This window comes from Variovorax sp. 10N412, assembly GCF_056394985.1.
Genome location: NZ_JBFTIO010000004.1, coordinates 109,854 through 129,233, shown reverse-complemented (window position 1 = coordinate 129,233; position 19,380 = coordinate 109,854). Strand labels below are relative to the sequence as shown.

The 19,380-nt window shown below is 68.0% G+C and carries 17 protein-coding genes; all 17 read right to left on the bottom strand.

Annotated features, from left to right (window positions below; genetic code table 11):
- Positions 1 to 11: 11 nt before the first annotated feature.
- The gene (locus tag AC1DJH_RS12560) at positions 12 to 338 is read right to left on the bottom strand and encodes a hypothetical protein (protein ID WP_478185911.1); all 327 of its coding nucleotides are present in this window, start codon (positions 336 to 338) and stop codon (positions 12 to 14) included.
- Between the two features lie 9 nt (positions 339 to 347).
- Positions 348 to 683 (bottom strand): hypothetical protein, encoded by a 336-nt coding sequence (locus AC1DJH_RS12555; protein ID WP_478185910.1) that lies wholly within the window; start codon positions 681 to 683, stop codon positions 348 to 350.
- Positions 684 to 706: 23 nt separating this feature from the next.
- Positions 707 to 1,174 carry a hypothetical protein gene (locus tag AC1DJH_RS12550; RefSeq protein ID WP_435484572.1) on the bottom strand — a complete coding sequence of 156 codons (468 nt, stop codon included), beginning with the start codon at positions 1,172 to 1,174 and terminating at the stop codon, positions 707 to 709.
- A gap of 4 nt (positions 1,175 to 1,178) precedes the next feature.
- A complete protein-coding gene (locus tag AC1DJH_RS12545) occupies positions 1,179 to 1,721 on the bottom strand; it encodes a hypothetical protein (RefSeq protein WP_478185909.1) in 543 nt (180 codons plus the stop codon).
- Positions 1,722 to 1,755: 34 nt separating this feature from the next.
- Positions 1,756 to 2,253, bottom strand: coding sequence for a hypothetical protein (locus AC1DJH_RS12540; RefSeq protein ID WP_478185908.1), 498 nt, complete (start codon positions 2,251 to 2,253; stop codon positions 1,756 to 1,758).
- A gap of 57 nt (positions 2,254 to 2,310) precedes the next feature.
- Positions 2,311 to 2,775: a hypothetical protein gene (locus AC1DJH_RS12535; protein ID WP_435484575.1), complete on the bottom strand. Its 465-nt coding sequence runs from the start codon at positions 2,773 to 2,775 to the stop codon at positions 2,311 to 2,313.
- A gap of 7 nt (positions 2,776 to 2,782) precedes the next feature.
- Complete coding sequence (locus AC1DJH_RS12530; RefSeq protein ID WP_478185907.1) at positions 2,783 to 7,270, bottom strand: RHS repeat-associated core domain-containing protein; 4,488 nt, start codon at positions 7,268 to 7,270, stop codon at positions 2,783 to 2,785.
- A 14-nt stretch (positions 7,271 to 7,284) separates the two neighbouring features.
- Positions 7,285 to 7,728: a DcrB-related protein gene (locus AC1DJH_RS12525; RefSeq protein ID WP_435484577.1), complete on the bottom strand. Its 444-nt coding sequence runs from the start codon at positions 7,726 to 7,728 to the stop codon at positions 7,285 to 7,287.
- Positions 7,729 to 7,751: 23 nt separating this feature from the next.
- Entirely contained in the window at positions 7,752 to 8,189 is a 438-nt protein-coding gene (locus AC1DJH_RS12520) for a hypothetical protein (RefSeq protein WP_478185906.1), read from the bottom strand.
- A 26-nt stretch (positions 8,190 to 8,215) separates the two neighbouring features.
- Positions 8,216 to 11,389, bottom strand: a complete 3,174-nt coding sequence (locus AC1DJH_RS12515) for a type VI secretion system Vgr family protein (RefSeq protein ID WP_478185905.1) — start codon at positions 11,387 to 11,389, stop codon at positions 8,216 to 8,218.
- 111 nt (positions 11,390 to 11,500) lie between these two features.
- Positions 11,501 to 11,983, bottom strand: a complete 483-nt coding sequence (locus AC1DJH_RS12510) for an Hcp family type VI secretion system effector (RefSeq protein ID WP_435436280.1) — start codon at positions 11,981 to 11,983, stop codon at positions 11,501 to 11,503.
- A 512-nt stretch (positions 11,984 to 12,495) separates the two neighbouring features.
- Positions 12,496 to 13,524 carry a hypothetical protein gene (locus AC1DJH_RS12505; RefSeq protein ID WP_478185904.1) on the bottom strand — a complete coding sequence of 343 codons (1,029 nt, stop codon included), beginning with the start codon at positions 13,522 to 13,524 and terminating at the stop codon, positions 12,496 to 12,498.
- A gap of 25 nt (positions 13,525 to 13,549) precedes the next feature.
- Positions 13,550 to 14,032, bottom strand: a complete 483-nt coding sequence (locus AC1DJH_RS12500) for a hypothetical protein (RefSeq protein ID WP_478185903.1) — start codon at positions 14,030 to 14,032, stop codon at positions 13,550 to 13,552.
- A 25-nt stretch (positions 14,033 to 14,057) separates the two neighbouring features.
- On the bottom strand, positions 14,058 to 15,338 hold the full coding sequence (locus AC1DJH_RS12495; RefSeq protein WP_478185902.1) for a hypothetical protein: 1,281 nt from the start codon (positions 15,336 to 15,338) through the stop codon (positions 14,058 to 14,060).
- A gap of 36 nt (positions 15,339 to 15,374) precedes the next feature.
- The gene (locus tag AC1DJH_RS12490) at positions 15,375 to 15,731 is read right to left on the bottom strand and encodes a DUF4150 domain-containing protein (RefSeq protein ID WP_435436276.1); all 357 of its coding nucleotides are present in this window, start codon (positions 15,729 to 15,731) and stop codon (positions 15,375 to 15,377) included.
- Positions 15,728 to 17,062, bottom strand: a complete 1,335-nt coding sequence (locus AC1DJH_RS12485) for a DUF2169 family type VI secretion system accessory protein (protein ID WP_478185901.1) — start codon at positions 17,060 to 17,062, stop codon at positions 15,728 to 15,730. The genes AC1DJH_RS12490 and AC1DJH_RS12485 overlap by 4 nt, the downstream gene beginning before the upstream one ends.
- Positions 17,063 to 17,081: 19 nt before the next feature.
- On the bottom strand, positions 17,082 to 19,343 hold the full coding sequence (locus AC1DJH_RS12480) for a type VI secretion system Vgr family protein (protein ID WP_478185900.1): 2,262 nt from the start codon (positions 19,341 to 19,343) through the stop codon (positions 17,082 to 17,084).
- Positions 19,344 to 19,380: the final 37 nt, after the last annotated feature.

The following is a 19,380-nucleotide window of genomic DNA, read 5'->3' as shown; positions in this document are numbered from 1 at the left end:
CGTCTCCGGCCTCAGTCGCGGAACGCCGCAAGCCCCATGCCCTGTTCTGCGGCGCGGTCAAGAATCCCGCGGATCGCCTTGAACGCCGCGATCTGCCCGCGATTTGCGCCAAGCGCGCCGGTGTTCGCGTCGAACACACGCTGCATCGTCACGACCTGCTCGGGGCGCAGCAGCGAGTCGTCGAAGTACGTGAGGTTGGCGCCCGCTTGCCTGCATTGGTCGAACACAGCGGCCAAGGCGCGATGCGCATCGAAGTCGATGGCGCCCGCAAGCGCCAGCCCGCGCGGATCCCTGGGCATGGCCCTGCATGAAGGTGGGACGAAGTAGATGTCGAGCATGGGTCCCCGCTATTGTCGTCGGGGCATGGTCCTGGCCAGTTCGGCACACGTTAAGTCCAGCCCGTCGGCGTAGCTGGTCAGCGGCACACCCAGCTTGGTCTCGAGCGTCTTGAGCCAGTTGAAAAAGCCGATGGTCTGCGCTTCTTCAGCTTCACGCATCTCGAAAATTCCGTTGTCCGCATGCGACCTCTGAACGGCTTCGACGAGTGCGATGAAAGAAGGCAGGTCTTTCTCGATGTCGGCCAGGTCCAGTGCCCGCAGGCCACGTATAAGGCGCAACTCTTCGTGCAGCGAAAAGATGGTGGGCAGCTTTGCCGCAGCCTCGCGCAGTTCTTCGAGCGTCATGGGCGCTTGCATGGTGGCCGCACTCAACGCCGCTGCATCGAGCGGTAGTAGTCAGCGAGCGCGCCGTGCGGAAGCAGAGCGCCGGCAATCTTCGTCAGCACCTGCACGTCGCCCTCCTCTTTGCGGAAATGGACCGTGACACTGGAGGGAAGCAGCACCACCTGCTCGTCGCCCAGGTCGAAGCGTGTCGCGCCCTCGAAGGCGCTGGCAGCCTGCGAGGGCCCGGCAATGTCCGAGAAACCGGGCAGATCGCAATGGCCGAAGAAGTCGATGGTGTCGTGCGAGAAATTCTTTTCGGGGTCGAAGTGGAGGTTGAGGCTCCAGCCGTCGTAATCGAAGGTGTAGACGACCCCTGCCCCCGTGCGCCATTGCTCGTCGGACTCTTGCGCGCATGCTGTCTCTTCTGACGTGCTCATGCCAGCGGCCAGATGCACAGCGCCTCGCTCGAGGTAGTGCAGCAGGTCGAGATGCGCGGCGATGGTTTGCTTCAACGCTTTACGCCTTTCTTTGGGTTTGGCGTGGCCGGTGCGCAATGGACTTCAGGAGATCGTCGTGTATCTCGGCAATGTCCGGGTTGCTGCTGTCCTTGCAGACCGACATCAGCTTAGCCAGAGCATCCGGGAAATCGGCAGCCACCAAAAGCTCTGCCAGCCTCCGATACAGAAAACCGTCTTCGCTCGCAAGATAGCCGTCGAGTCGGCGATCCAAGGTCATCTCTACAATTTTTCGGCTGTCTAGAAAATGAGACGCGTACTGCTGCAGCACGGCCCTTGCCGTGACGAGGTTGTCGATGTTTCCGTCCACGGCAATGTCCATGACTACCGGGGCAATGTCGATCAGTTGCGCATCGCTCAGCCCGAGGGCATCGTCCCTCAGAAACCTCAGCGCGGCATCCTGCTCGGACAACGTGCTCAAGGCCAGAAGGATGATTTCCTTGAAGTCGCTCCGTGCCTTGAGGTCGTGTCTGCGCGCGAGCGACAGGCTTTCCGCCTCACGCGCAGAGCGCCATTCTTCAGGGAAAGCATCCGGACCGTTCATTTCTTTCCTGTATTGGTTCGCGCGCCGAACGTGTTCATTCCATGGCTCGCCGCCACTCGACGATCCATGGATGGGCGGCCAGGGAGGGTGCCAGTTGCCCGAGCGCATTCAGGAACTCGGTGCACACGGCAAGCAGCATGTCTTCGAGCGCCTTGATGTCCAGTTCCTCGACTTCCGGGTACGGGGTCCAATCGGTTCGGCTGACACAGCGAACTGCACATCTGTCGCGTTGCGGGAGAAATTCGAGTGTCCGCTCGATGCCCTGCTCGTACAAATCGATCACTGCGCGCTCTCGCGCCCGAAGCGCTTGCACCGCATCGGGCAGCTGCTCTAAAAATACGGCGAGATCTGTACGCACATCCACAGGCCATCGGGCCTGACCGAACCCGGCGATCAGGAACTCCGCGGACCCATCGAGCACGTCGCAGACATCCATCACGATGGATCGCACATCGTCCTCGTCGGGGTTATAGGCACGAGGCGATAGCTCCCGAGCCAGCCGCAGGGGACAGGCTCTCAATTCGATATGCATGAGCCGCGGCGTCGGGTACGCATGGGGTGTTCGCGAAGGCCTGAAGCGGCATCAACGTCATGGGGCCACTGCGTACTTGACATCCTTGTGCTTGATCTTGATTACCGAGTTCGTGAAGACGATTTCGTGGCCCAGAAAGCCGTCCTCAAGCAGCAGCACTTCGTCGATCAGCCAATCGCCGTGCGAACAGTCGGCCGCAGGCCATTCGCTCTTGGTTTTTTCGACTGCGTAAGACTGCACGTCGCTGTAGTGCAGCGTGATGCGTTTCCCATAAGCCCCGGCCAAGTGAATCTCGATATCGTTCGCCCGGAAGTCACCGTCTTCGAACTCCCGGACTAGCAGTTGCTCCAGCCTGGCATCGTGTGGGCACCGCTCGTCGCGGTGGTCGTAATGCCACGCCGCGCTCATGAACTCAAGGGCGTCCCGTGGCACCACGCTGCGTACCTGCTGCACGTAAGCCGGGTAGGCGGAACTGTCCATCGAGTAGCCATCGGTGGTTTCACTGAACTTGATAATTTTCATAGCTTGATCAACATCCTGCGAGCCCGCTCTTGCGCACGCGTGCCGAATATTCTCTGGCCGCAATGCGGCTGTTGGGCGTTCCCCTGGCGGGAAGCTTTCCCATCTTTCTCAACTCATCGACCGCGATGCCGTTCAAAGCGTTGGAGACCTTCGGGGTGACTTTCACGTCGGTCCCGACGGTCCCGTGCTTGTTGAAGAAGCCGTCCGGTCCGTAGATGCCAGCCTCCTGACCGTTGGGTTTGTACACATGCACTTCAAAAGACGAGCCGGCACCCGTATTGAATCGGTCGATTCTCCCTCTGTATCCGTCGGGCAGCGACAACGGCGCCTTGGGTGCCCAGCCCCAGGGGTCGATCCATGAGACGGGGTTGGGCGCATAGCCGTGCAGGTTGTTCCCGCCCAAAAGACCAATAGGGTCCGGACTGATGAACCGCCCGATGTCCGGATCGTAGAACCGGAAGGTGTTGTAGTGCAGCCCGGTGTCCCGATCGAGATATTGGCCCTGGAAGCGCAGGTTCTGCGCGACGGCTTGCGTTGTTTCCTCGGCAGCGCTGACAGGTCGGCCATTCAGCGACGTGAACTCCAAGTGCTCGGTAACTGTCGCCCCCCAGGTTCGATAGCTCGCGCGCCAGCATAGGTTGCCGTCGCTGTTGCTCAGTTCCTCCGGCAGGCCGGCGAGGTTATTGTGGAAGTGGAAGACCTGTGCGACCGAGGCGCTCTGGACGTGCTCGGCCTCTGCATCGAGCCGCGCCAGCGGCTCATAGCTGTCCGCCTCGTACACATAGCTCACCACCTGCGCGCCTCGGCGCTCCTCGATGAGCCGCATCCCCTCCCAGACAAACCGCGTGCTGCCGAACGCATCGTGCTTGGCCACCCGCCGCCCCATCGCGTCGTAGTCGAAGCGCGTGACCTGCGTGGTGGCCTCGGGCGTGTTCGGGCGCCGCGTGGTGTGCACGGCCACCAGCCGGCTCTCGTCGTCCCACTCGAAGCGCTGCGCGGTGTGCCTGCCCGACAGCTTGCGGACCAGCCGGCCGTGGCCGTCGTAGCTGTAGCGCTTGTCCTCGAACACGCGCACGAGGTTGTCGCGCACATAACCGGGCATATGAGCCGGCGCGGCGCCGCGCGGCGCCAGGCCGGCGAGCGAGGCGTCGAGCAGATTCCCGGCCGGGTCGTAGGCAAAGCGTTCGCTGTTGGCCGCGCTGCGCACGCTCTCTTCGATGCGCCCCGTGGCGTCGTAGCGGTGCGCGGTGGTGCCCTGCAGCGAATGGCGGCTCTGGCGCAGTTCGCCCACGGGGTCGTAGCTGTATTCCTTCATCAGCCCGTCGAGCAGGCGGGCCTCGGGCGTGCCGGCGTTGTCGATGGCCTGGCGCCAGGCGTTGTCGCGGGGGGTGAAGGCGGTGTTCAACGCGCCGGGCCGGCACCATGCCGCGGCGCGGCGGCCCAGCGGGTCGAGCGCGAAGCGGGTGTGCAGCGCGCCCTGGCTGCGCCCCACCTCGCGGTGAAGGTCGTCGCGCTCGATGTCGCTGATGAGCTGGTGCACCGCAGGCGCTTCGCCGCGCTGCTGCGACAGGTTGACCTGGTGCAGGTGGCCGGAGCCGTAGTACAGGTAGTTCAGCGCGCGCTGCACGCCTTGCTGCCCCGCGTGCCCATCGAGCGCGGGCAGCAGCGTCTGCGTGCGGTTGCCCAGCTCGTCGTGCGTGTGGCTCAGGCTGTGCGTTTCGCCGGTGAGCTCGTCGACGGCGGTCTCGGCGACCAGCCGGCCGAGCTTGTCGTAGGCGAACTCGGTGCGATGCAGCGCGCGCAGTTCGTCGGGTGCACCGGCGCGCACCACCTCCAGCTTGACGGCCTGGGTCAACCGGTCGAGCGCGTCGTAGCGGTACCTGTAGTGGTGGCTCGCGGTGCGTTTCTCGACCAGTCGGCCCACGGGGTCGCGCAGCAGCTCGGTGCGCAAGGGGCCGGCCGCGCGCTGCGGTTCGGAACCGTCGCCATCGCCGTCCCCATTGCCCAGTGCGAGGTCGTCGTCGCCGATGCCCGGCACGTGGGTGATGCGCACCGGCCAGCCCTGGGCGTCGTAGTCGACCAGCACGCGGGTGCCGCCCACGCGGCGCTCTTCCACCACCCGGTCGGCGGCGTCGCGCACAAATTCGAAGTGCAGCCCGTTCTCGTTGACCAGCGACTGCAGCCGCTGGGCGCTGTCGTAGTGCCACGCAATGCGGCGGCCTTCGGCGTCCTGCCGCGCCAGCGGCTGGCCGCGGCGGCCGAGCGCGAACTGCGTGCTGCGGCTCAGCGCATCGGTGGCGGCCACGATGCGGCCGGCCGCGTCATGGCGAAACGACTGGTGGCTGTTGTCGGGCTGCGAAACGGACAGCAGCCGCCCCATGGCGTCGTGGGTCAGCCGTGTGCGCTGGCCCGCGGCGTCGGTCACGGTCTGCAGATGGCCCCAGCCGTCGTAGGCGTAGCGCGTGGTCTTGCCGGAGCAGTCGGTCAGCGCGACGAGCTGCGCGCACTCGTTCCAGGCCATGCGGTTGGTGCCGCCCTTGCCGTCGGTGATGACGATGGGCAGGCCGCGCCGGTCGTAGCTGTATTCGGTGGTGTGGCCCAGCGGATCGGTCTCGCGCACCAGGTTGCCCTGGTCGCTGTAGGCATAGGTCCACGCGCTGCCGTCGGCCAGGGTTTCTCGCCAGGGCTCGCCGAACTCGGTCCAGCCGGTGCTCTGGGTGCGGCCGAGCGCGTCGGTGCGGCTGCTCACGAAGCCCATGGGATCGTACGCGCAGCGCGTGGTGGCGCCGCCGGGCTCGGTGATGGCGACGAGCTGGCGAAGTTCGTTGTACTGCGCTTGCCAGTGCCGGCCCAGCGCGTCGATGTAGTCGGTGACCTGTTGGTCGGCGTTCCAGTGCCAGGTGAACTCGCGGCCGAGCTGGTCGACGACCAGGGTCTGGCCATGGGACAGCGCATCGTCCGCGGCGGGCGGCATGCGGCGCACGGTGTAGCTCTCGCCGTCGTTGGTCCAGTGGCGGGCCACGTGCGCATCCTCGGCTGCACCGCCCCACTCGTAGTGGCACTCCAGCCCCGCCGCATCAGCATGGAAACTCATGAGGCCCTGGGCGTCATAGCCGAAGCGGCGCACCACCTCGCCGTTGCGGTTGGTCACGTCGAGCAGGCGGCCTTCGGCGTCGTGCCGGTAGGCGACCAGCAGGCCGGGCAGCTCGCCGGGCGCACCCGCCGCGAGGCGCACGCCGCTCAACCGCCGGCTGTCGCCCGCGTAGTCGAGCGCCAGCAGGCGCCCGGTGCTGTCGCTCAGCTGGCTCAGGCGGCCTTGCGCGTCGTGGCGCAGGTCGATGAAGTTGCCGTTGCGGTCTTCGAGCCGCGCGAGTTTCAGCGTCTGCGCGCGCGGGTGGTCTTCGGCCTGCGCCTCGAACAGGAAGAACAGCCCACCGGGCACGTGAATGAAGTAGTGGCCGCCCTCGGTGCGGCACAGGTCCAGCCCGTCGCGCAGGCTGTACTGCCGCTCGCCGGGCTCGATGTCGGGCAGCACCAGCGGCCTGCCCTGCTCGTCGATGAGCGTGACAGTGGGCTGGCCAGCGGCGTCGTGGCCCAGCCGCAGCTCCATCGCATAAGGCAGGCTCCAGCCCTGCCCCAGCGCGCCGTCGCGGCGCAGGTCGTGGCTGCTGTAGAAGCGCTGCCACGCAATGGGCAGCGGCCCGGGCAAGGTGAAGTCGAGCTCGCTCTCGCCGCCCAGAAACTTGCCGCCCGTGGCCGCGTGCACCGGGTTGCCGAAGGAGCTGACCATGCCGTGGATGCCCATGCCCAGCCCCACCGCGCCTTCGATCAGGCAGGGCAGCGCGTTCTTGCCCTGGCGCGCAAGCTTGGGCAGGCAGCGCAGGCCGCGGTAGATCATGACCAGGTTGAACACGGTCACCAGCACCTTGGAGATGAGCGGCACCTCGTCGGCCACCTCGCGCACGCGCGCGGTCGGCCCGCCGATGAAGACGGTGGGCGAGCCTTCGCTCACCTTGGCGCCGCATTCGGTCTGGTCGTCCTTGCGCGAGGCGACGCCCCTGTTGACGAACACGGTCTCCGCGCCCTCGGCCAGCAGGACTTGCGGCGAGTCCTTGGCACAGCTCACCGTGTCCATGGGCATGTCGGGCGACGCGCGTGCCGCCCCGATGGCCTTGCTGTCGATGAACACGTCCAGCGAGGCGCTGGTGACCATGCCGGTGACGGTGAGCGTCTCGGGCACCAGCGCATCGGCAATCGATTCGCCCAGGCTCGCGCCGACGTAGCCGCCGGCCATGCGCGCGCCCACCACGATCGCACCCGCGACCAAGGGCCCCGCCAGGCCGCCGGTGCCGACCACCGCGGCGGCGGCCACGCCCACCGCGAAGCCCACGGCAATGCCGCCGATCAGCCCGCCCGCGAACTTGGCCCAGAACCGCGCGTGGGCGTTGGTGTGGGCAATGGGGTCGTGCAGCCGCGCCGCGGGTTTACCGGCCATGGGTCATGCGCGCTTCACGCCCTCGGTTCAAAGCTCGCGAGCGTGCGCTGCCACAGCGCGAGCGCCTCGGCGTCAAAGGGCACGGGGCTGCTGGCCGTGAGGATGAGCACTGCCTTGCCGTCGCGCTCGTTGGGCAGCAGGAACACGGCCTGGCGCTGGTACAGGGCCTGGCCGTTCTGCTTGAACTGGGTCGCCAGTTCGATGGCGCGCAGGTTCAACACGGCGGGGCCGACTGCAATCTCGTCGCGCGACAGCTCCTTCAGCTGGCTCACCTGCCGCGTGAGGTCGTTCATCTGCCGAGAGACGAACTGCGCCAGGTTCTCCTGCGCCCGCAGCGCATCGCGGCTCACGATGAGCGTGGTGCCCGCGCCGTCGGGCATGGCCAGCACGTTCATCGAGCGGTCGATGCGGCCGTCGTCGGGCACGTCAAACCGGCCTTCCTGGATGTGGTACTTCATTCGAGCTGCTTTCTGGGTGTGCGCTAGGCCGGGTCGAAGGCCACGTGGGCCAGGCAGTCGGGGTTGCGCTCGGTGAAGCCGAACGACAGCCGGCCCCAGCCGAGCGTGGCGGTGTAGCTGGTCGACTCGTCGAGCGAGCGGCCGCGCGGCACGTCGGTGATCTCCAGCGCGGCATGGTGCTGCCGCACTTCGGCCAGCGGCACGCAGCGCCCCTGCAGGTCCAGCACCAGAAAGCCCGGGTGCGGCCCTTCGCGCTTGATGCGCAGGTCGATGCGCGACAGCTCCGTGCCGTCCGCCAGGCGCACCGGCGTGCCCTCGAAGAACTGGAACACGTCGCTGCCCGCGGCGTGCGTGTCGTTGAAGGTGGTCGACAGCGTGTGGCCGACCTTCTGCGCGGAAAAGGGTATCTGCGCGGCCAGCGCATCGATCGCTTGCCACAGGGTCATTGCCGTCGGGTTCACGGGGGCGTCTCCTGGAATGTCATGGCCTAGTGCCCGCCGGCAAAGCGCCTGTCGTAGGCGTCGCCGTAGTACTGCGTGTATTGCTGGCCGGTGGTCGATGTGCTCAGCGTGCCGTAGTACCGGCCGGCGGCGGCGCGCGCGGCCGCCCGGGTGCCGCCCTTGTTCAGGATGTTGTAGGCCTCGTTGAAGGCGGCCACGTTCTGCGGGTCGGCGCTTTGCAGAATGTCGACCTTGGCGGCGCGCCACACCTCGCGCCGCACCTGGATCTGGTTGAGCGCGGCCTCGCCCTCGGAGCCCAGCATGCTGTTGACGAAGGCGGTCTTGGACGAGGTGTTGGGCTTGAAGCCGTAGGAGTACATCGCGTGCCCGACCTCGTGCGACAGCGAGGCGGCGGCCGTGTAGGGCTTGTCGGCGCTGTTGCTGTCGATCACGATCTTCTTGCCGCGCGAGTTGGTGTCGGCATAGGTGCCGCCGCCCGCAGGACCGTAGCCGATGCTCCAGCCGTGGCTCTTCAAGTACCTGAGCTGCCGCTGCAGCGTGGGCGAGCGGGCCGCGATGGCGTCCACGCCCTTGCCCAGCCCGGTGGTGACGTAGCCCGGCGGCGCGGCTGCAGGCGCGGATTTCTCGGCGGCCTCGGCCGATGTGACGGCGGCCGCGGGCGCCACGGGCACGCCGTCTTCCATCACGGCCTCCTCGGCCTGGCTGCCGATGGGCGCCTCGCAGTTCAGGAAGATCTTGCCGCCGCGCTGGTCCAGCTCGCCGGTGAAGTTGACGAGCCCCTTCACCCCGTTGATCTGCACCGTGCCGTCGGCCAGCAGCACGATGGAGGCCTTGCCGCAGATCAGCGAGATGCTGGTCTTGCCGGTGACGAACACGTCCTGGTCGGCCGCCTGGATCACCACCGACTTGCGCCCGGTGACGTTGGCGTTGCTCTCGGTGGACGTGACCGAGGCGTCGGCCTTCGACACCAGGTTGATGGCGCCGGCGCTCGCATGCGAGACGATGTCGCCGCCCGTCACCACGTTCACCTGGCCGCCCTCGCTCACCTGCGTGAGCATGCCGCCGGCCACCAGCTGCGTGAGCTGCGCGCCGGTGGTCAGCGTCATGGCCGAGCTGGCGCGCACCGACACGCTCTGCCCCGAGCTCAGCACGATGGGCTTGGGGCTGATCATGGTCTGCCCCTCGGGGCTGACGATGGAGACCACGGGCTTGTCGATCTTGCGCGACAGGTCGAGCATCTGCTGCGCGTCGGCCATTGCGGGGTCGGCATTGTCGGACACGCCCGCCTCGCCCAGGCCGCCGGCGGCCAGCGCCGCCACGGCCTGCGATGCGCCCCCTGCGGACTGCACGCCCTGCACCAGCCCCTTGAGCGTCTGGTTCTTGCCCTGCGCCATGGCGCCGACCAGCGCCTTGGTGGCCGCCACGGCCTGGCCCGAGGCCTGCATCAGCGCATTGCTCTGCGCCAGCGTGGCGCCCATGTGCGCATGGCCGTCGGGGTTGTCGCGCGAGGTGCGCTGCGCGTAGTCCTGCGTGTAGGTGGTCAGCAGCAGGCCCTTGTCGGCGCGGATGGAGCCCCACTCGTTGGTGCGCAGCTCGAAGCCGTAGCTGCGCTGCACGCCCGAGCCCTGGTTCATGAGGTAGCCCATGTGCAGGTGGGTGTTGCCGTGGTCGGTCGACAGCTCGATGTGCTCGGTGCCCGCGCTGTCCTCGAAGCGCAGCATGTGCTTGCCGCCGCCGCCCTTGCTCCAGTTCGTCTGGAAGCCGGTCTGGGTCTTGTGGCGCGGCAGCTCCCACGGCGGCATTTGCGCGGCGTTGTAGACGCAGCCCGTCACGATCGGATGGTCGGGGTCGCCGTTCAGAAAGTCGACGATCACCTCCTGCCCGATGCGCGGGATGTGCATGGCGCCGTAGTTGCTGCCGGCCCAGGTCTGCGACACGCGGATCCAGCACGATGCGTTCTCGTCGCGCTGGCCGTAGCGGTCCCAGTGGAACTGCACCTTGATGCGGCCGTACTCGTCGGTGTGGATCTCTTCGCCCGCGGGCCCCACCACCACGGCGGTCTGCGGGCCGGTGGTGCGCGGCCGGGGCGTGACACGTGCGGGCCGGTAGGGCGCGCTGTCGGGCAGCACCTCGAAGGTCTGGCGGTAGCTGGTGCTGCTGGTCGATTCGCTGTAGGCCGCGTCCACCGCGCCGGCCACGCGCAGCGCGTTCTCCTGGAAGTCGTAGCGCACGGCTTCGATGAGGTAGCGCCGGTTGTCTTCGGCGTTGGGGTGGCGCGCCAGCTCGAACAGGTAGCCCGGCGCCATGTGGCGCAGGTTGCCTTCGGCGCTGACGAGTTCGCGCCGCCCGGCGATCTGCTCCAGCCGCAGCCGCGCGTAGTTCTCGCCGTCGCCCAGTTCGGTGTAGCCGCCGGGCCAGTCGTAGATTTCGAAGCTGTCGCGGCTGTGGCCGGCCGGCTGCTGGCGCACGGTGTCGATCTCGGCGTTGGGCTTCTTGAAGTCGTAGTCGTCGGCCGCGAAGTTGCCCGAGGCAATGTCCTCGGCGTGGGCCCAGGTGTCGATGAAGTCCTGCTCCAGGATCTGCGCGGCCAGCACGCCCGCGTGGTACGGCACCTTCACCGGGCCGGCAGGCAGGCTCGTGTGCGAGTCGGCACCGTCGCACAGCACCAGCTGGTGGCTGCCCTGCGTGTGCGAGAAGAAATAGTAGATGCCCTCCTGCTCCATGAGCCGGCTGACAAAGTTGAAGTCGCTTTCCGAGTACTGCACGCAGTACTCCCAGGTGCGGTAGTTGCCGCTCAGGCGCGCATCGATGGCGAAGCCGTAGGGCGCGAGCACTTCCTGCAGGATCTGCGGCGCGGTCTTGAACTGGAAGATCTTGAAGTCGGAGCGCCGCGTGGCGTACCACAGCCAGGGCCGCAGCGTGGCCTCGTAGACGCACATGTCGCCGTCGTCCTTGCCCACGTAGGCAAAGCGCGTGACCTGCCCGCTCAGGAAGCGCTTGCCGGGGCCGCCGAGCTCGGTGGCCAGGTTCACCTCGATGCTCATGTCCTCGCCCAGCATGCTCTTTGCGGGGATGTTGGGCACGTCGCCGACGAGCCGCACGCGGTGCTCGAACAGTGCGGAGATGCGCTCCTGCCCCGTCATCGAACGGAACTTGAGGCGCTCGCCCCACGCACTGTGGGCGATGAAGCTTCGATTCATTCTTGTACTGCTCCCTGGACAACACGCGCGGCGTGCAAAGGCAACTGCAATGCCACCGCCCCCGCGCCCGGTCATGCCGCGGCGCGAGGCATCAACGCAACGAAGGCAGCCTCAGGCTTCCTTGTTTTCCTTGATGTTCCAGCCCAGCACCGTCTCGGCGCCCTTGCCGCCCTTGTCGGTCTGTTCCCAGTACTGCTGCTTGACCTTGGCGGCCTGGAAGGCGTACTGCACGAGCACCACGTCGGAGCCCTGCTCTGCCGTGTACTGCACCGAGGTGACGAGCACTTCCTCAAGGGTGACGCGGGTGTATTCGATCTGCGAGCCGCCGGCCTTGCACACCGACACCTCGACCTTGGACAGGTGCTTGCCGCTGGCGCAGTTCTTCAGCACGGAGGGTGCGGCCTTGTCGATGCGCGCGAGCACCTGCAGGTCGTTGAAGCTGGCCTTGCCCACGCCGCCGCCGCCGCCGCTGACCATGTTGCCGGGTTGGGTCGCGCCCCAGGCGAAGGACTTGATGTCGCTCCACTCCTTGTGGTTCGCGTCCTTGGATTCGCCGCCTGCGCCTTCGACGCGCATGAACATGTCTACTGCCATGAGATCAACTCCCTCAGTTGTTGCGTGCCCGGCCGGGCACTGTGGAACCAGCCGCCTTCCCTTGCAGGAAGACGACAGCTAAAACAAACCTTGACGGCACCCGGGTGCTGGTGACACAGCGGCACGGGGCCCTTTGCGAGGCGCAACGCTTTAGCGTTACATCGCGCCTTCGAATTCATTCTTGCCCACTGTCCGTTCGCTCGAATCGCAACGCATGCGTGACATGGCGTTCGGTTTTTAACAAACTTTTCCTGTTTTATCGACGCGTGACGCTGATCTTTTTTGTCGATTTTTTCAGCGCGTGCGCGAAACAAAACAATAAGTTTTAAGTTGCCGCGTCTTGCGAAGACGCGATGAGCCAAAGGGCGCGTGGGGTGGTGGTGGTCGGCGCGCACTCGGGCTTGCAAGGCCCGAACGGTAGGCGATGCGCAGGGGCGCGGCCAGTGCCGAAAGTAATGCGCAAAAAGCACTACAGACTCTGCAGACGTCACTGCACAAGCACTGCAGACGTGTCACGCGGCCTGTTCGTAGCACCCGTGCGCCAGCAGCGTGACGCGGTAGATGCGGTCTTCCAGAAAGCTGTGCAGCACATGCACGTCGCACAGGTCGGTGCGCCACAGCTGGTAGCCGTCGTCGGGGTCCAGCACCTGCCTGAACGGGCGCGCCGCGGCCTTCGCCGTTGCCACGTCGAGCGTGTCGCTCATCAGCAGGCCCCACGGCAAGGGGCCTGTGTAGCCGCTGCTCTGAAAGTCGAGGTCGGCGCGGTAGCGCACGCCGCTCAGGCAGGGCTCGGCGCTGCGAGGGGCGGCGGGCACTGCGTCGGCCATGTCGGCACCGGGCTTGAAGTAGAGCTCGATGCCGAGCTCGCGCGCGCAATCGGCCTCGCCGTACGTGGCAATCTCGCGAGCCTTGCTGCCCAGCGCGAACGGCGCAAAGCGCGCGTCGTGCTGCAGTTCGGCCAGCGGGCGGCCGAACTGCTGCGCGAACTGTTCGGGCGAGGGCACCGCACGCGCGAGCGCGGGTGCCACGCGCGGCCGCGTCATCGTCACCAGCCTCAGCCGGCCAGTGCCGCGCTCGAAGCTCACCTCCACATCGGCGAGCGGCGACGACCACCGGGCCTTCGACACGTTCAGCCCCACGCGCCACAGTTCGGCGGGCGGACCCAGGCGCTGCAGCACGTCGCCGGCAATGTCCCCGGCGTGGAGCGCGAGCGGCAAGCGCCCCGCATACGGGGTCCATGGCGCGTTGAAGTGCAGCAGCAGCGAGACCCGGCTCAGCACCAGGCTGCCCTTGCTGCAAGGCGCGCCGTAGCGCGCCTCGTGGCGGTCCGCATCGGTGAAGAACAGGTAGATGCCGCGCCCCCGGTCCATCAGGCACAGGCGGTGGTCGGCACGCGCCTGGTTCAGGTCTTCGTCGTTCATCCACCCGAGCTGCTCCCAGCCCTGGACCAGCGCCTGCACGCCCGCGCTTTCCCAGGCGTGGCCCAGCAGGTCGCCGGGCGTGTCGAAGGCCATGTTGAAGTCGTGAGGCGGGCGGGTCATCGGCAGCACCGTAGCGCGCGAGGCACTACTTGAAGGGCACCGAGAACGACAGGTTCCACAGCGAGGTGTCGTCCTGGTAGGTCGCGCGAAGCTGCAGGCCTTGCCGGGTCCACTGGTCCCACTCGACCACGTCGTCGTCTTCCTCGGTGAGCTCGGGCGTGCCGAACTCGCGCAGCGCGTCTTCGCGCGTGGCAATGGGGCCGCTGCTGAACGGCACCGGGCCCGCATAGGGCTTGAAGCTCTTGCTGGCGCGGCCGTAGGCAAAGGCTGCCACGAAGATCGCCTGCCCCGCGTCCTTGGGGGCGCCCACCTTGCGCTCGTAGCCCTCGCGCTCCCAGAAGGCCAGCTCCAGCCCCAGCGCCTTGAGCTCGATGGCGTCGGAGCCTTCGGTGCGCAGCGTCTTGGCGGAGAGCGACTGAACGCTCGCGCCGGCGGATTTCAGAAGCCGCTCGAGGTTCGCGTCGAGTTCGGAGTGCCCGAGCAGGGGCAGTAGGTCGTTCAGTGTCATGCGTTGCGCTCCTGTGCGTTGGCGGTCATTTTCTAGCCGATTTCATGGCCTTCTTCAGCCACTTCGTCCATTCGTCGTGCGTCATGCGGGTGATCTCCTCGGCGGCCTCGCGGTACTTGCCCTTGCAGCCGGGGTCGTACTTGTCGATCTGCGCGAGGATCTTGTCGGTGTTCTCCTTCGCGGCCCGCTGCAGGTCTTGCGCGTCCCGCATGGGGCGCTTGAGGCCGTCGACCGTCTGGTGCTGCCGGCCGCCATAGGTTTCGCTGTGGTCGCGGTGCAGCGCGGCGGGCGTGGCGATGGTCGGCGCGCTGTCGACGATGGCGGTCTTCTCGGCCTTGGTGAGCGGCGCGCCCTTGATGTCGGCGGCACGCTCCAGCAGCGCCTTCTGCGAGGGCACGTGGTCCCAGTTGACGCCTTCGTTGTCGTGCTTGGCGCGGTCGCTGTAGGGGCCCTTCTGCCCGCACTTCGGCTTGGGCTTGGGCTTCTTCTTGACCTGGGTGTCCTTCTTCTTCGACCCGCCGGCCTCGGCCTCGGCTTTCTTGCCTGTCTTTCTGGCGCCGGCCTTTGCCGTGGCCTCGGCGGCCTCTTCGGCCTCCCGCTTCAGCACGCGCTCGGCCACCAGCTTCTCGGCCTCCTTGACAGCCGCGCGCTCGCCTCCCTTCACCGCCCCTTTGAGCGCGAGCTTGCCCGCCTTCGCCGCGATGCCGCCACCCGGCACCAGGTTGGCCGCGGCCGATGCGCCGGAGATGGCGGCGTTCACATAGTCGCCCTCGGCCGCGTAGATGGCCGCGTTGGCGCCGTCCGAGAAGATGCCCACCACGGGAATCACGCCGCCCACGTCCAGCACGGTGTGCGTGATGGAACTGCCCCAGCTGCCCCACCAGCTTTCTTCCTTCGGCGTTTCGGGCTCGACCGGCGGGTTGGCCTGGCGCGCCGGCACCTGCGTGGACGGCGTTTCGCCGACGACCGGGCCCACGGTGTTGCCGTTGGCATTGGTGCCACCGGCCCTGGTCGCGAGTGCGGCGTCCGGCGAGGGCACGGGCTTGGGCTTGGGCTTGGGCTTGGGCTCGTCCTTGGTCTCGGGGTTGTCCCACCAGTCGTTCGGTGTCGTCGTCTTGTCGAGCGCTTGCAGCTCGGGTGTCCAGCGCCCGGGCTGGCCCTGCGGAAACTGTTCGCTGCCCCACTGCAGGACCTGGTCGTTGCCCGAGAAGTAGCCCTGCGCCGTGACGAGCTCGGGCGTCTTGAAATACTGGAACGACTGCGGCCCCTGGGACGGCGTGGCGTACCAGCCTTCACGAAAGCCCATGGCGCCTCCTGCGAGCGCGTTCGCGCAACGGCGCCTTCATTGGCCGTTCATCCAGAACAGGTCGTCGTGCCGCACGAACAGCTTGCCCTCGGCGCGCACGGTGCCGCTGTGCTCCAGGGGGTAGCACTTGCCCTGCACCGTGCCGCTCTTCACGCCCTTGGCCGCGCCCGCCGCGTCGCCGAGGGTGGTGGGCACCACGCTCATGTCGTACACCACCACGGGGTGCCCGTTGGCGCGCACGCTGCGGGCCACGGCGGTGGTGCTGTCGAGCTGCGCCGTCACGGGGTAGGGCACGGGCGGAATGGCGCTGCCCATGGGCGTCTTGCAGACGTCGGGCGCCAGGCTCACGACCTTCCAGCCGCCCTGCTTGCGTGCAGCGACGTTGGCGCTCATGGCGCGGGCTCCAGGGCCGTGGCGGGCGATGCCGCGCGAACCAGCGGCGCGGCGGGGTCGGTCTCGAAGCGCGCCTCGATCACCCGCACCGGCGCATCGGACGGCAGCCACACGCGGTGCACCAGCGAAAGCGCAAGGCCCTCGGCATCGACGAGCAGCGTGTCGGTCACCATGGGCAGGGGGAGCAGCACGCCGTTGTCCAGCCGCAGCAGCACCAGCGCGCGATGGCCGGGCAGCGTCACGCGCAGGTGGCCGTCGGGCGTGACGGCCGGGTCGGTCAGGTTCCACAGCGCGATGCATGCGTCCGGCGGCAGGTATGCCGTCTGCTGGTCCGCGGGCGCCGCGTTCCAGTAGCCGAAGTCGAAGTCGTGCGGCGGCCACGGATGGCGCTGCGCGAGCCAGGTGTCGTCGTAGGTGCCGGCCAGCGCCAGCCGCGGCGCCCAGGCGCGGCCCACCACGCCCAGGCCGGCGGGTTCGCGGCCGTAGCCGCGCGCCGCTTCGGCCATGGCGCGCGCATCGAGGTCGACGCCGGTGTGCCTTGCGAGCACGGGCTGCTGCATGGGCTCGTGCAAGGGCTCGATCTGCGGCGCCGGCAGGCGCTCGGTGTCGGCCAGCCCCAGGTGGCGTGCCTGCTCGATGGCACGGCGCTCCAGCCAGCCCTGGCCCAGCGGGTTGGCGAAGCACACCTCGTTCAGCACCGGCGGTTCGTCGTCCGGCGCGCCGGGCCGCCGCAGCAGGCTGCGCCCGCCGAAGGCGTGCTCCCAACGCATGGGCAGCCGTGCAATGGGCTCGCTGGCCGTGCGCGCCCATTCGCGCTTGTTGCGCAGGTAGAGCAGCGAGGGGCCGCTCACGCGCAGGCGCTTGTCGAGCACCGCGCGCGGGGCCGCCTCGGCTTGTGCGCGCTGCCGCTCGTCGTGCCATGCGGCCTGCTGCTGCGGCGTGAGCCGCGCGCCCGGGTGCAGCGGCCTGGGCGGCTCCGGCGGTTGCACCCACTGGCGGCCGGCCGTGACCTGCAGGCGCACCTCCCACTCGGGTGCTGGAATGCCGCGCGGCGCATGGGCCGTGGCGTTGACGATCACGTCGCAGCGCGGCTTGAAGGGCGCCAGGTCGCTCTCTTCGCGCGGGCTCGACGCGCCCTCCTCGCCCCAGTAGGCATCGGCCAGGCGCAGCGGCACCGGGTCGTCGTCGTTGACCTCGGCACGCCACCCGCCGTGCGGCCCGCGCACGAGCCGGTAGCCGACCTTCATGGCGACCACCCGGTACTCGCGGTCGCTCGGCGTGGCCGCGCGAAAGCACAGGGCGTCGAAGGGCGTGAGGTTGCGGAACTCCACGGTGCGTGCTTGCGCGGCCTCAGTTGAGGTCGATGTCCTTGCCGCTCACCTGCACCGGCCCGCTGGCGGAGAAGTCGAAGGACGAGCCGTTGATGGTCACCACGCCCTCCGAGGTCATGACCAGCGAGCTCTTGCCGCACAGCAGCTCGATGCGGTCGCCGGCCTGCAGCGTGAGCGTCTGGCCCACATCCACGCGCTTGGACTGGCCCACCTGCTCGGTCTGCATCAACGCCACCGTGGTGTTCATGGCCGCGCCCACCGTGACCTGGTAGCCCAGCCCGATGGTCAGCGCCTTGGCCAGGCCGATGGTCTCGGCCTTGGCCAGCGCCACCGTCTCCACCTTGGCGCCGCCGATGGTCACGCTGCGGTGCTCGCCGATATGAACGGTCTCGTTCAGGCCCACGCGCTCGCTGCGGTTCATGCCGATGCCGATGGCCTCGTTCAGGTCGACGGTTTCGGTGCGGTTCCTGTGCACGGTGATGGTTTCGTCCAGGTCCACGGTCTCCGTGCGGTTCTTGTGGATGGCGATGGTCTCGTTGCCGTCCACCGTCTCGGTGCGGTCGTTGTGCACGGTGATGGTCTCGTCGTGGCCCACCGTCTCCGTGCGGTCGTGCTTCACGTGCACGGTCTCGTCGCGGTCGACGGTCTTGCTGCGGTCGCGGCCCACCCAGTGGGTCTCGTCGTTCTCGACCTCGATGTCCTGGTTGCGCTCCGCATGCAGCCACAGCTGCTCGGCGCCCTTCTTGTCCTCGAAGCGCAGGGCGTTGGCGTTGGCGTCGCTCGCGCCTTCGGAGCTGCGGGTGAGCAGGCCGCTTTGCGTGGCGTTGTCCGGCAGCGGCCACGGCGGCATGTTGTCGGCGTTGTAGACGCGGCCAGTGACGATGGGGCGGTCGGGGTCGCCGTGCTCGAAATCGACGATCACCTCCTGCCCGATGCGCGGTATCTGGATGCCGCCGAAGTTGGTGCCGGCCCAGGGCGAGGACACGCGCACCCAGCACGAGCTGTTCTCGTCCTTGGTGCAATAGCGGTTCCAGTGAAAGCTCAGCTTCACGCAGCCGTAGGCGTCGGTCCAGATCTCGCGCCCCGCGGGGCCGGTGACGATGGCCGTCTGCGGCCCCGTGGTGCGCGGACGCGGCACGGCGGGCGCACTCGCGCGAAAGACCTTGCTCGCGGGAATCGCCTCGAACTCGACCCGGCACTCGAAGGGCTGCTGTGCGCTGGCGTCGCCGATGTCCTGCAGCCGCAGGTGCGCGGCCGTCACCAGGTACTGCCGGTTGGCCTCGTTCTGCGGATGCCGCTCCAGCGTGAGCAGGCAGCCCGGCACCACCGCGCGCAGGTTGCCCGCGCCGCTGGCGCGCTCGCCCTGGCTGCCGCTTTCTTCCATGCGCGTGCGCGCCAGTTGCTCGCCCTCGGACTCCACCGCGTAGTCGCCCGGCCAGCCGTAGCGCTCCATGCCGCTGTGCGCCGTCTTGCGCGGCATGGCGCTCACCTGCTGCAGGCGGGCCCTGGGGCGCGTGAAGTCGAAGTCGTCGGTCACCCAGCGGCCGCTTTGCAGCGTTTCGCAGGCGTTGAAGCGGTCGCAGTGCTCTTCGCGCACGGTGTCTTCGGCGCCGTGGAAGGGCACCTTCTGGTAGGCCGCGTTGGCAAAGGGCTGGTGCGAGGCCATGTCGTCGACGATCACCAGCTTGTGGCCGCCCTCCGCGTGCGCAAAGAAGTAGTACAGGCCCCACTCGTGCAGCAGCCGCGCGACGAAGTCGAAGTCGCTCTCGCCGTACTGCACCTGGAACTCGCGCGCGGGGTAGCTGCGCGTGGCCTTGATCTCGTGCGCGAAGTCGTAGTCGCCGAGCACCTCGCTCACGATGTCGATCACGCGCTTGTGCTGAAAGATCCGGTAGTCGCTGGTGCGCGCGGCCAGCGTGAGCCAGGGCTCGATGACGGCCTCGTACAGCGCGCGGCGGTTCTCCAGCCGCACGAAGCGCACGCGCGTGACCAGTCCGCTGACGTGGCGCCGGTCGCCGTCCGCGCCCGGGCGGCCGTCGAGCACGATGTGCACCGTCAGCACCTCGCCCACCAGCCTCTTGATGTCGACGTTGGCGGCCTGCCGGGGGTTGTAGCCCGCCTGCTCGGGCGTGGCCAGGGTCACGGTGTAGCGGAACAGGCTGCTGAGGGCCTCGTCGCCCTCGATGCGCACCGGCTCCAGCGCCGGCTCGCCGCCCAGCGTCGGCATGGCGGCGCAGGACGCGCTCAGTACGCGGACGGACCGCGCCGGGCCTGTTGGCATGAGACTCTCCCTGACGTTCGAATGGACGGCTGCGGTG

Excerpts from the sequence above, each read along its gene's own strand:
- AC1DJH_RS12500 (WP_478185903.1), bottom strand. The coding sequence starts at position 14,032 with ATGACACTGAACGACCTACTGCCCCTGCTCGGGCACTCCGAACTCGAC.
- AC1DJH_RS12540 (WP_478185908.1), bottom strand. The coding sequence starts at position 2,253 with ATGCATATCGAATTGAGAGCCTGTCCCCTGCGGCTGGCTCGGGAGCTA.
- AC1DJH_RS12515 (WP_478185905.1), bottom strand. The coding sequence starts at position 11,389 with ATGAATCGAAGCTTCATCGCCCACAGTGCGTGGGGCGAGCGCCTCAAG.
- AC1DJH_RS12525 (WP_435484577.1), bottom strand. The coding sequence starts at position 7,728 with ATGAAGTACCACATCCAGGAAGGCCGGTTTGACGTGCCCGACGACGGC.
- AC1DJH_RS12530 (WP_478185907.1), bottom strand. The coding sequence starts at position 7,270 with ATGGCCGGTAAACCCGCGGCGCGGCTGCACGACCCCATTGCCCACACC.
- AC1DJH_RS12505 (WP_478185904.1), bottom strand. The coding sequence starts at position 13,524 with ATGACCCGCCCGCCTCACGACTTCAACATGGCCTTCGACACGCCCGGC.
- AC1DJH_RS12490 (WP_435436276.1), bottom strand. The coding sequence starts at position 15,731 with ATGAGCGCCAACGTCGCTGCACGCAAGCAGGGCGGCTGGAAGGTCGTG.
- AC1DJH_RS12555 (WP_478185910.1), bottom strand. The coding sequence starts at position 683 with ATGACGCTCGAAGAACTGCGCGAGGCTGCGGCAAAGCTGCCCACCATC.
- AC1DJH_RS12535 (WP_435484575.1), bottom strand. The coding sequence starts at position 2,775 with ATGAAAATTATCAAGTTCAGTGAAACCACCGATGGCTACTCGATGGAC.
- AC1DJH_RS12480 (WP_478185900.1), bottom strand. The coding sequence starts at position 19,343 with ATGCCAACAGGCCCGGCGCGGTCCGTCCGCGTACTGAGCGCGTCCTGC.
- AC1DJH_RS12545 (WP_478185909.1), bottom strand. The coding sequence starts at position 1,721 with ATGAACGGTCCGGATGCTTTCCCTGAAGAATGGCGCTCTGCGCGTGAG.
- AC1DJH_RS12495 (WP_478185902.1), bottom strand. The coding sequence starts at position 15,338 with ATGGGCTTTCGTGAAGGCTGGTACGCCACGCCGTCCCAGGGGCCGCAG.
- AC1DJH_RS12510 (WP_435436280.1), bottom strand. The coding sequence starts at position 11,983 with ATGGCAGTAGACATGTTCATGCGCGTCGAAGGCGCAGGCGGCGAATCC.
- AC1DJH_RS12560 (WP_478185911.1), bottom strand. The coding sequence starts at position 338 with ATGCTCGACATCTACTTCGTCCCACCTTCATGCAGGGCCATGCCCAGG.